General features: G+C 35.4%; 13 protein-coding genes and 1 pseudogene. 11 read left to right on the forward strand and 3 right to left on the reverse strand.

The features are described 5' to 3' along the window. The first annotated feature begins 8 nt into the window (after positions 1–8). The 9 genes from CK510_RS03830 to CK510_RS03865 all read left to right on the forward strand — a co-directional run bounded on the left by CK510_RS03830 (position 9) and on the right by CK510_RS03865 (position 7,556). Entirely contained in the window at positions 9–908 is a 900-nt protein-coding gene (locus tag CK510_RS03830; RefSeq protein ID WP_095720430.1) for a glycosyltransferase family 2 protein, read from the forward strand. 31 nt (positions 909–939) lie between these two features. After that, positions 940–1,839, forward strand: coding sequence for a class I SAM-dependent methyltransferase (locus tag CK510_RS03835; protein ID WP_095720431.1), 900 nt, complete (start codon positions 940–942; stop codon positions 1,837–1,839). 103 nt (positions 1,840–1,942) lie between these two features. Next, positions 1,943–3,193 carry a glycosyltransferase family 4 protein gene (locus CK510_RS03840; protein WP_095720442.1) on the forward strand — a complete coding sequence of 417 codons (1,251 nt, stop codon included), beginning with the start codon at positions 1,943–1,945 and terminating at the stop codon, positions 3,191–3,193. 112 nt (positions 3,194–3,305) lie between these two features. Next, a complete protein-coding gene (locus tag CK510_RS03845; RefSeq protein WP_095720432.1) occupies positions 3,306–4,502 on the forward strand; it encodes an O-antigen ligase family protein in 1,197 nt (398 codons plus the stop codon). Positions 4,503–4,529: 27 nt separating this feature from the next. Next, positions 4,530–5,387 carry a glycosyltransferase family 2 protein gene (locus tag CK510_RS03850; protein WP_095720433.1) on the forward strand — a complete coding sequence of 286 codons (858 nt, stop codon included), beginning with the start codon at positions 4,530–4,532 and terminating at the stop codon, positions 5,385–5,387. Positions 5,388–5,451: 64 nt separating this feature from the next. Beyond that, a complete protein-coding gene (locus tag CK510_RS03855; RefSeq protein WP_095720434.1) occupies positions 5,452–6,609 on the forward strand; it encodes a glycosyltransferase family 4 protein in 1,158 nt (385 codons plus the stop codon). 71 nt (positions 6,610–6,680) lie between these two features. Then, positions 6,681–6,851, forward strand: a complete 171-nt coding sequence (locus CK510_RS31435) for a hypothetical protein (RefSeq protein WP_158224832.1) — start codon at positions 6,681–6,683, stop codon at positions 6,849–6,851. Between the two features lie 38 nt (positions 6,852–6,889). Next, positions 6,890–7,360: a type II toxin-antitoxin system VapC family toxin gene (locus tag CK510_RS03860; RefSeq protein ID WP_095720435.1), complete on the forward strand. Its 471-nt coding sequence runs from the start codon at positions 6,890–6,892 to the stop codon at positions 7,358–7,360. A gap of 4 nt (positions 7,361–7,364) precedes the next feature. Beyond that, positions 7,365–7,556 (forward strand): death domain-containing protein, encoded by a 192-nt coding sequence (locus CK510_RS03865; RefSeq protein WP_095720436.1) that lies wholly within the window; start codon positions 7,365–7,367, stop codon positions 7,554–7,556. A gap of 105 nt (positions 7,557–7,661) precedes the next feature. On the opposite strand, the gene CK510_RS32540 is transcribed toward CK510_RS03865, so the two are convergent. Next, positions 7,662–7,820, reverse strand: coding sequence for a hypothetical protein (locus CK510_RS32540; protein ID WP_211293056.1), 159 nt, complete (start codon positions 7,818–7,820; stop codon positions 7,662–7,664). 290 nt (positions 7,821–8,110) lie between these two features. Between CK510_RS32540 and CK510_RS30830 the strand changes: the two genes are divergently transcribed. Further along, on the forward strand, positions 8,111–8,647 hold the full coding sequence (locus CK510_RS30830) for a hypothetical protein (RefSeq protein WP_211293079.1): 537 nt from the start codon (positions 8,111–8,113) through the stop codon (positions 8,645–8,647). On the opposite strand, the gene CK510_RS03875 is transcribed toward CK510_RS30830, so the two are convergent. Beyond that, positions 8,571–9,518, reverse strand: coding sequence for an RpnC/YadD family protein (locus tag CK510_RS03875; RefSeq protein WP_095720438.1), 948 nt, complete (start codon positions 9,516–9,518; stop codon positions 8,571–8,573). The genes CK510_RS30830 and CK510_RS03875 overlap by 77 nt on opposite strands. Positions 9,519–9,713: 195 nt before the next feature. On the opposite strand from CK510_RS03875, the gene CK510_RS31440 reads away from it, so the two are divergent. Continuing rightward, entirely contained in the window at positions 9,714–9,881 is a 168-nt protein-coding gene (locus CK510_RS31440; protein ID WP_158224833.1) for a hypothetical protein, read from the forward strand. A 24-nt stretch (positions 9,882–9,905) separates the two neighbouring features. Here the strand turns inward: CK510_RS31440 and CK510_RS03880 are convergent. Next, positions 9,906–10,202: pseudogene (locus tag CK510_RS03880) on the reverse strand (hypothetical protein); the annotation flags it as partial.

A 10,202-nucleotide genomic window follows, 5' to 3' on the forward strand; every position in this document is an offset into this window, starting at 1 on the left:
ACTAAAAGATGAAAACTCCAGTAGCATTTTTAATATTTAATCGTCCTGACACAACAGAAAAAGTTTTTGAAGCTATACGTCAAGCTAAACCTCCTAAGCTATTAGTTGTTGCTGATGGTCCCCGTCCAGATAGACCTGGTGAAGCAGAAAAGTGTCAAGCTGCTCGTGAAATTATTAAGCAGGTTGATTGGGATTGTGAGGTATTAACTAATTATTCCGATGTTAATTTGGGCTGTAAAAAAAGGGTTGCAAGTGGACTAGATTGGGTATTTGAGAATGTTGAAGAAGCAATAATTCTTGAAGACGATTGTCTACCCCATCCAACTTTCTTCCCTTTTTGTGAGGAATTACTAGATAAGTATCGAGATGATAACCGGATTATGACAATATCTGGTGATAATTTTCAATTTGGGAAGACTAGAAATAAAGATAGTTACTATTTTTCTCGCTATAATCACTGTTGGGGTTGGGCATCTTGGCGACGAGCATGGCAACATTATGATATTGAGATGAAAAATTGGGAAAAAGTTCGTGATGAAGGCTGGCTTAAGGATATTTTTTGTGATTCATCATCGGTGAAATATTGGGAGAACATATTTCAGAGGACTTATGAAGGAAAGATAGATACTTGGGATTATATATGGACATATTGCTGTTGGCTTCAGAATGGGTTAACAATTTTGCCTAATGTCAATTTGGTTTCTAATATTGGCTTTGGTAATGAAGGAACTCATACTAAGAGCAAAAAAAATATTTTTGCAAATATACCTGCTGAAGAAATGAGATTTCTACTTCAGCATCCTTCTTTTGTGATTCGTAATGAAAAAGCAGATTCTTTGACTCAAAGAACTCTTTTTTATAAACCAATAATACTTATAAGGTTAATCAAAAAATTAGGTATTATCTAATTAAATGATTCGGTAGTAAACATTAAATAATATGGATAACTTAAGTATGAACAATTCTAGTATAGGCACATCAAACAAAGAATCCAACATTGATAAAAAAATTGAACAACTGATTATCACTAATCAATTAAAGGAAATAGAACTTGAAGAACTTTGGCAGCTAATGGATGATGTCTGGGATGAATTAGGCTGTGATAATCAAAAAATAGATATGGAAAAGCTAAGTTTATTTTACAATCATCCTATTTGGTTACTAAATGGTTTATTTATTGAGCAGCACGAACTTTCTATGCAAAATCGTCGCATTATTGCTGATTGGATAAATAGCAATAAAAACGAAATTAATTCGGTTGTAGATTACGGAGGTGGTTTTGGAACACTTGCTCGTCTGATTGCACAGAATGATAAAAATATGATAATTGACATTTATGAACCTCATCCCAATCAATTAGCTGTTGAAAAGTCAATATCATGTACTAACATCAAGTTTATTAATTCATTAAGTAACCAATATGACTGCCTAGTTAGTACTGATGTACTAGAACATGTGACTGATCCTTTAAGTTTATTTGCGGAAATGATTGGCAGTGTAAAAGTTGGTGGCTATTTAATAATTGTTAACTGTTTTTATCCAGTAATTAAGTGTCACTTACCTACAGCATTTCATTTTCGCTATACCTTTAAACTCTTTGCACAATTAATGGGTTTGGATATTGTTGAAAAAATAAAAAATACTCCTATTTGTATATATAAGAAGTCAAAATCAAAATCAATTGAATTGGAAAATATTCGCAATCTAGAAAATATATCAAAATATTTATTTCCATTATTGCGAATATTTCATATTGGATATAGAAATTTCAAAAAAAATACAGATAAAAACTATGCAGAGGCATTTAAAAAACCAGGTGTTGAAAAAATAAAAATATAAGTTGAAACCTGCTTTACTAATAATCCTAAAAAATAGATGAAAAACTTTATGTTAGGTCTATGGATAAATTAAATCACTTGGTAACATTGAAAGGAGTTTGTTATTGAAAGTTTTACATCTTAGCACATACGATACTCGTGGTGGTGCAGCAAAAGCGGCATATCGGCTGTATAATGGTTTGGAAAATATGGGTGTTAATTCCCAGATGCTTGTGCAAGTGAAATTTAGTAATGATTCAAGTGTCATCACCACAGGCTCAAAAATAGTTCAAAAGTTTCCCAAATTGAGACCCCGCTTAGACTCTTTTCCAAAGCTATTTTTTAGGTCTTCTGATCCAACTAAAATAACTCCATTCTCACTACAATGGTTACCAAATTCTATAGAATCTAAGGTTGCTGAGATAGCTCCAGACGTAATAAATCTTCACTGGATATCAGGGGGACTGATAAACATAGAAACAATAGCTAAATTGAATAAGCCTATTGTATGGACACTGCATGATATGTGGGCTTTCACAGGTGGATGTCACTATTCTCAAGAATGTACTCGGTATCAAGAACAGTGTGGAAATTGTCCGCAAATGCCACCAAAATATAATTTAGATTTGTCTAGTTGGGTATGGCAGCGCAAAGCCAAAGCCTGGGCAAATTTAAATATTACAGTTGTCACTCCTAGCCGTTGGCTAGCAAATTGTGCTAGTTCCAGTTCATTATTTAAAGATTGGAGAGTTGAAGTTATTCCCTACGGTTTGGACACAGAAATTTATAAGCCATTTGAGCAATATTTAGTAAGAGAAAAGTTCAAACTACCTCAAGATAAATATTTAATCCTATTTGGTGCTGAGAATTCAACTACCGATCAACGTAAAGGGTTTCATTTATTAAAAGTTGGATTGGAAAACCTTAGCAAAACTGATTGGAGTAGTCAATGTGAATTAATTATTTTTGGTGCGAAAAAGCTAAATGATTCACCTGATTTAGGCTTTAAAACCCATTATCTTGGTAAATTAAATGATGAAAATACTATAGCTCAATTATATGCAGCAGCAGATGTATTTGTGGCTCCTTCACTGGAAGATAACTTACCTAATACAATAATGGAATCTCTAGCTTGCGGCACTCCTTGTGTTGCTTTTGACATTGGAGGAATGCCTGACATGATTGAACATCAGCAAAATGGCTATCTAGCTAAACCTTTTGATACACAAGACTTAGCTAGAGGAATCGTTTGGGTCTTAGACAATAAATCTAGGTGGCTAAAATTATCAATAAAAGCGAGACAAAAAGTAGTAAAAGACTTTACCCTTAGGAAACAAGCTGACAATTATTTAAAACTTTATCAAGAAGTTATATGAAAAATAATTGGAACAATTGAAGATAAGATAAAGTTAAAAATCTAATCTTACATAATTATACTATTAGTATGCTCAGAATATTTCCTATAAAATAATTATGTAAATAGTTATAATGTTGAAAACAGAAAAATATTTTTTAGATAATATATATCTCAGACTTATTCTACTTTTAGTAGGGTTAAGCTCTATTGTTTTTATTGAACCTGCGCCAACTGATATTTTAGTAATATTTGCTTTTCTGTGGGGGCTTTTCAGCTTTTTTGAAAACCCTTCTAAACTAGCTGTGCCTGCTTTCTTTTTATTCTCTTATATTATATTTAATCTTTTAGCTAGCTTCGCTTTAGTAGATGTAGTAAGAGGAATTATTAGCTTGACCACAAAATTTTATCTCATCTTATCTTGGTGGTTATTTATTGAAATATGGAGAAAGTTTGAGAGGAAAGGTATACTCACTATTTTTTATGGTTATACGTTTGCCTCACTTTTTGCAGTAATCTTAGGAATTTGTGGTTTATTTAGAATAATACCTATAGACTTTATAGTATACGGTAATTATCGTCTTCAAGTTTTATTTAAAGACCCAAATGTCTTCGGTTCCTTTCTTATACCAGTTACTTTATATTCATTATTGAACTTTGAATCATCAAAGAATTTACTTCGACTAAAGTGGCTATTTGTTTTTATTACCACATCATTAGGGACTTTTCTAAGTTTTTCTCGTGCTTCTTGGTTTAATTATATAGTCTCGCTCTCGGTCTATATCTTGCTTAATTTTGCTACATCTGGCTCATTAAAAATTAGATTACGTCGATTTTTATCCTACGGATTTATTGCTTTCATATTTATATTAATACTTGCTATCTTATTAAGAACTCAACCAGAAATTGCAGATTTTTTTACCCAACGTTTTAGCTATCAGAGTTATGATAATGACAGATTTGAATCACAAGAAATGGGATTAGATTATTTTACTAATAATCCTTTTATCGGGGTTGGTCCAGGACAGTTTGAAATTGTATATCCAATTTCTTCTCATAGCTTGTATATACGATTATTCGTAGAAACTTCATTTTTGGGTTTTATAAGTTTTATGAGCTTCATTTTGATAACTTTGAGTCGCAGTTTCCATTATGCATTAAAATCAAACTATGAACATCAGAAACTTTTTATAATCTTTACCTCCTCAATTATTGGAATACTTATGAATAGTCTAGTAATTGATACTATCCACTGGCGACATTTTTGGCTCTTGTTAGCATTACCTTGGGGTAATTATAGTAATAGCCAAAAACAATCTAGAACGAATTAAAGTATTGCTCATCTCATAATATATACAATGAAAATTCCAACTATATCAGATTATTCTAATAAACAAATAGATACATTAGAATTAAAAGGTGGATTAAAAGTAAATGGTGTTACGAAAACAGATGTTGATTCAAACCAGTTATTAGTTACTATCATAACAGTTGTCTTTAATGCGGATAAAAGTTTGGAAAGTACGATTAAAAGTGTTATCAATCAATCATACGAAAATATAGAGTATATTTTGATAGATGGTGGTAGTACTGATAATACATTGGATATACTGAGAAAGTACGAAAATGATATCGACTATTGGATAAGTGAAGCTGATAATGGTATTTATGATGCAATGAATAAAGGTATTTCTCTTAGTAATGGTAGTTTAATTGGTATTATTAATGCTGGTGATATGTATAAAGAAGAAGCAATAGAAATAGTGGTTAATTACTACGAAAAAGAGCAGTTATCATCTGTATATGTTGGAGATTGTAAGTTATTCATAAATCAGAACGATCAATGGATACTCATGTCTGCAAAATCTAGACAATTTCCCTATAGAATGATTCCTCACCCATCTACTTTTATATCTGCATCTATTTATAAAAATTATGGGCTATTTGATGATTCTTTCAAAATTGCTGCGGACTATGATTTATTGTGCCGTCTTTATAAAAAATCAGTACCATTTGTTTATATAAACGAAGTTATCACAATCGCTTGTCCACCAGGGCTATCTAGTAATTACTATCTGGCAAATATTGAAGCATTAAAAGTTCGTTTACGTCACAGACTACCTTTTATAAGCTCCATCTCGATTACTATTCTAGGTTTTTTAAAAGCTACAGTTCGTACAACTATAAAATATTTTTTGAAGAAGCAAATTATTTAATTAAATCATGTATGAAATAATTTTGTAATTATCAAAGAATATTATATATGGAATAAAAATAATAATGGTTAAAGTAGTTCATAATATCCATTTTCCAGTCAGCGCTCGTTCTTTTGTAATGCCGCTTGTTGTTTTCTTAAATAAAAACGGTATCGAGACAGAACTTTGGGTTGAAAATAATCTCAAGCATACCAGTGTCATTCAACAACTGAATGTACCAAAGCAACTAATTTCTAGTGATTTAGTTATAAATCCTTTCCAGTTTTATCGTAGATTATCCAACTTTTGCAATCAACTAAGAGAAAGCAAACCTAAAATTCTTCACGCTCACCAAAGCCGTGCATCTGTTATTCCACTTCTAGCTGCATACCTTGAAAAAATACCTGTGCGAATATATCACAATCATGGTTTACCTTATTTGGGATATCAAGGGATTTTGCGATGGTTATTACGAAGTTTAGAAATTTTAAATATAAGGTTAGCCACTCATGTATTGCTAGTCAGCAATTCTAATTTAGAAGTAGCACAAGTTGATGGTCTTTTACCGAAAAGTAAAGGTGCAGTAATTGCCAATGGCTCTGCTGTAGGAATCAATCTAAATGATTTTGAATTTAGTACAGATTTTGTTAAAAAAGCAAAAGAAAAATTTGGTGTTAGCAAAGCAAATTTTGTTTTAGCTTACGTAGGAAGACCTGTTAAACGTAAAGGGTTTCATCTATTATTAAAAGCATGGGAAAAGTCTGGTTTGGGTCTAAAAAATAATTATCTTCTCATTGCAGGCTGTACAGATGCTGAGTGCGATAATGTATTGGGACGTAATGTTGTAGGAGTTAAAGGACTTGGTTATTTAAAAGACTTGCGAGAATTTTATGCAGCTTGTGACGCATTAACTTTACCAAGCAAACATGAAGGCTTTCCTTACTCTTTATTAGAAGCCGCAGCAGCAGGAAAACCTTTAATAGGTACAGATATTCCAGGTGTTCGCTGTGCAATCGTACATAATCAAACAGGTTTATTAGTTCCTTTTGACGATGAAGAAGCTCTTGCTAACGCAATTATCCAATTAGCATCCGATCCACTTTTACGCTTGCGTCTTGGTCAAAATGCGAGAAAGCGAGCAGAAGAACAATTTTCTAGAGAAATTGTTTTAGCAGGTTTACTCAATTTCTATCAAAAAGATTTAGGGGTTGAAATAGACGAATCCTTGGTTCATAAAGTTTAGGGTTAAATTCTAAGGTTATGGAGATGCGATAGGTGTGCAATAGAGCATATCCCTGACTTCTTTGAAGAGATTTGGCTTTTCACCCCTATTCTGGGCTAGAAGTCAGGGATATTTGTGGTGCTTTAGCTAAGTGGAATTGCGATCGCATTTTGGTTTTTGGTGGATTGCGATCGCGTTTGGGTTTGTTGGGAAGGTGCGATCGCGGTTTGGTTTTTGTGGAGTGCGATCGCTTTTTCTATTGATTTGATTTAAGATTTAAAAAGTCAATAAATTGTTCCACATGAACGAAACAGCATACATCGAAACAAGTATATTTGGTTACTTAACAGCTCGCTCTACCAAAAACCTGATACTTGCTGCGAACATTGAAGTAACAAAAGATTGGTGGGACAATTGTCGTGGAAGTTTAGACCTCTACGCCTCACAAATCGTATTAGATGAAGCTGCCTTAGGAGATTCCGAAATTGCCGAGCAAAGAATTCAAATGTTACAAAGTATAACATTATTAGAACCTTCCGAACTTGCCCAAGAACTCGTAATCCAATTTTTATCAAAAACAAACCTTCCTGCAAAAGCAGCTAACGATGCAGCACATATCGCGATTGCTACAGTTCATGGGATGGATTATTTGTTAACCTGGAATTGTAAGCATATTGCAAATGCCCATATCCAGAAAAAACTCACACAAATTTGTTCGGAATTTGGTTATGAATTGCCAACAATTTGTACTCCCTACGAAATGATAGGATAATAGAATGCTAACAAATGAAATTTTAGAAGAAATATATAAATTCCGCGAAACTCATGCTGAATCATTTAATTATGAAGTGGCTGCAATGTTTGCAGACTGGCGAAGAAGACAATCAGAAAGTGGTAAACACTCGGTAACTTTACCCCCCAAGAAAAAATCAACAAAATCTTCCCAATCAACTACATCGCAAGTTTAAAAAATATACTGGTTTTTGAATTTTGGTTTGTGATATGCCCTTGGTGTTAATTCTGCTTATCATATTTGGTTTGTGGGTGCGATATGTAGGGCTTGCTGAATAAAGCTATAACCTTTGCCAAATATGAGTTTTAACCATTTTGAAGGTAAACAAGTGCAAGGTTATGGGATTTAAAGGCTCAAAATCCATGCACTTTGGCGGAAAATCGCGGGGTGAATTTTGGATTTGACCTCCAAAACCACCATTATTCAAGCTGTGTGGCATCTAGATTCCCTTTGTGGAGTTTTTCAGCAGACCCTATGTATGATTGTATTAAGCTCCGCTTATCGCGTTTTGGGTCTTTGGGGTGCTATAAACATATCCCCGACTTCTAGGGAATAATGGGGTGATAAGCAAAACATGAACGAAGAAGTCAGGGATATTTGTGCCGTGTGCTTTTGGGTTTGGGATTGTGCGATATGCCCTTGGCATTAAGCTTCGCTTATCGCTTTTGGGGTTTGATGGGATTGCGATCGCGTTTGGTTTTTGGTGGGAGTGCGATCGCATTTTGGTTTTTGGTGGATTGCGATCGCGTTTGGGTTTGTTGGGAAGGTGCGATCGCGGTTTGGGGTTTGTGGGGATATGCGATCGCGTTTTTGGGATGTGCGATCGCGTTTGGTTTGATGGGATTGTGCGATCGGGTTTTGGTGGATGTGCGATCGCGGTTTTGGGTTTTTGGGGAGATGCGATTGGGTTTTGGTGAGGTGCGATCGCGGTTTGGTTTTTGGGGGATTGCGATCGCATGTTATGGGTTTGTTTGGGATTGTGCGATCGGGTTTGGATTTATGGGGTTTGTGCGATCGCTTTTGGGCTTTTGGGGTGTGCGATATGCCTTTGGCATTAAGCTCCGCTTATCGCGTTTGGTTTTTGGGGATGTGCGATCGCGTTTTGGTTTGTTGGGGAGTGTGCGATATGCCTTTGGCATTAAGCTCCGCTTATCGCGTTTGGTTTGTGGGGATGTGCGATCGCTTGTATTTACTCGTTTATTGGTTGATAGATTTGCCGCAATTGTTGTAGTGTTTCTACAGTTGCGATTGCTTCTAAAATATTAGATAAAACATTCACATCCGCGATCGCTTCAATCTCCGGTAATAAACTCGTCCCCAAATCCCCAAACTTAAGCCTTAAACCCAAATCAATACCCTTAATTAATCCTTGTTTAGTACCTTGCTCAATCCCAATACGCTCAACACTAGTTACATAACGCATATTTTTAGTCTCCTCGTATTCACGATATTCTTGCCAAAACTCCCGCTCTAATTCCAATGGTAGCGTCAACATCCAGTCAATAAACTGAAACAAATTAATTACTTCTTCCCGCTCGAAACCCTTCTCATACAACCTACGCACCAAAGCCAGTTTTTGCTGTTTGCGTTCTCCACGATTATCACGAGTTTCTAACGCTACCAAATGAGCCATAACAACCGTAGCAAAGGGATTATCGCTCGCTTCCAACTCCGCTTGTCGTTCTCGATAGTCAATCAGCTTGACAATCGGAAATTGAAAATCCACCTGACAACCAAATAAATTATAACCAAACTGATTTGGTCGCCAATTTGTGCTTGTATCACCCAAAACTGCAATCGAAGCTACCGGACGATTATAACAATCGAAGATACGATAATTATAAGTATACATACGCCGAGAAAATTCATCCTCAGCCTGTCCTTGTACCTCCATATGGGCGAGTACCCAAGATTCTTCCCCATCCTTGCGATAAAGTTTTACCAACTTGTCAACGAGCCGTTTTCCCAGTTCCGCATCCCGAACTACTTGCTGTAGCTCTTTATCAAGAAATACAGGTTCTCGCGTCCAATCAATTTCTGCGTGTGCTTGAGGAAAAAAGAATAACATAAACTCTTGAAAATACAATTGTAAAATATCTTTCCAAGGCGAATCATATTCGGTTTGAGGATTAGTCATTCCAGTCGATTTTAATAGTTTTTCCTAATAAATTATCTCAGGAAAGTGTATCGAGAATATCGCGTTTTGGGGTTTGGGAGCGCGATTAGCGATTATTTAAGTTTTCGCGTGGGGCTAGAAACCCGGTTTCTTGAGTTTGTAGTACTTGACTTGAGATTTTTCGTGGGGTTAGAAACCCGGTTTCTGTAATATTGAGTGCGATCGCTTTCGGTGGGATGTGCGATCAGGTTTTTGGAGATGCAATCGCGGTTTGGTTTTTTGGGAAGTGCGATCGGGTTTTTGGTGAGGTGCGATATGCCCTTGGCATTAAGCTTCGCTTATCGCTTTTGGTTTGTGGGGATTGTGCGATTGCGGTGCTATTAAAATTCAAGAGCGATCGCAACCAAATTATTCGCTTGCAGGTTGATAAACCTGACGTAATTGTTCGACTGTATCAAAAGTTGCGATCGCATCCAACACAGCAGACAATGTATCGACAGATGCGATCGCTTCAATCTCTGGTAACAAACTCGTCCCCAACTCCCCAAACTTTAACCTTAACCCCAAAGAAATACCCTTAATTAACCCTTGTCGTAACTGATTTTTACCTTGTTCGATACCTTGCTCAATACCTTTTTCAATTCCAATCCTTTCAAAGCTAGTTACATAACGCATTTGTCTTTCCTCCTCTATCTGTTCTACTTC

This window comes from Brunnivagina elsteri CCALA 953 (assembly GCF_002289455.1).
In the GTDB taxonomy this organism is placed as follows: domain Bacteria; phylum Cyanobacteriota; class Cyanobacteriia; order Cyanobacteriales; family Nostocaceae; genus Brunnivagina; species Brunnivagina elsteri.

Bases quoted from the DNA above. Each gene is read 5' to 3' on its own strand.
- CK510_RS03835 (WP_095720431.1), top strand. From the start codon at position 940: ATGGATAACTTAAGTATGAACAATTCTAGTATAGGCACATCAAACAAA.
- CK510_RS32540 (WP_211293056.1), bottom strand. From the start codon at position 7,820: ATGCCACACAGCTTGAATAATGGTGGTTTTGGAGGTCAAATCCAAAAT.
- CK510_RS03875 (WP_095720438.1), bottom strand. From the start codon at position 9,518: ATGACTAATCCTCAAACCGAATATGATTCGCCTTGGAAAGATATTTTA.
- CK510_RS03865 (WP_095720436.1), top strand. From the start codon at position 7,365: ATGCTAACAAATGAAATTTTAGAAGAAATATATAAATTCCGCGAAACT.
- CK510_RS03830 (WP_095720430.1), top strand. From the start codon at position 9: ATGAAAACTCCAGTAGCATTTTTAATATTTAATCGTCCTGACACAACA.
- CK510_RS03850 (WP_095720433.1), top strand. From the start codon at position 4,530: ATGAAAATTCCAACTATATCAGATTATTCTAATAAACAAATAGATACA.
- CK510_RS03845 (WP_095720432.1), top strand. From the start codon at position 3,306: ATGTTGAAAACAGAAAAATATTTTTTAGATAATATATATCTCAGACTT.
- CK510_RS03860 (WP_095720435.1), top strand. From the start codon at position 6,890: ATGAACGAAACAGCATACATCGAAACAAGTATATTTGGTTACTTAACA.
- CK510_RS03855 (WP_095720434.1), top strand. From the start codon at position 5,452: ATGGTTAAAGTAGTTCATAATATCCATTTTCCAGTCAGCGCTCGTTCT.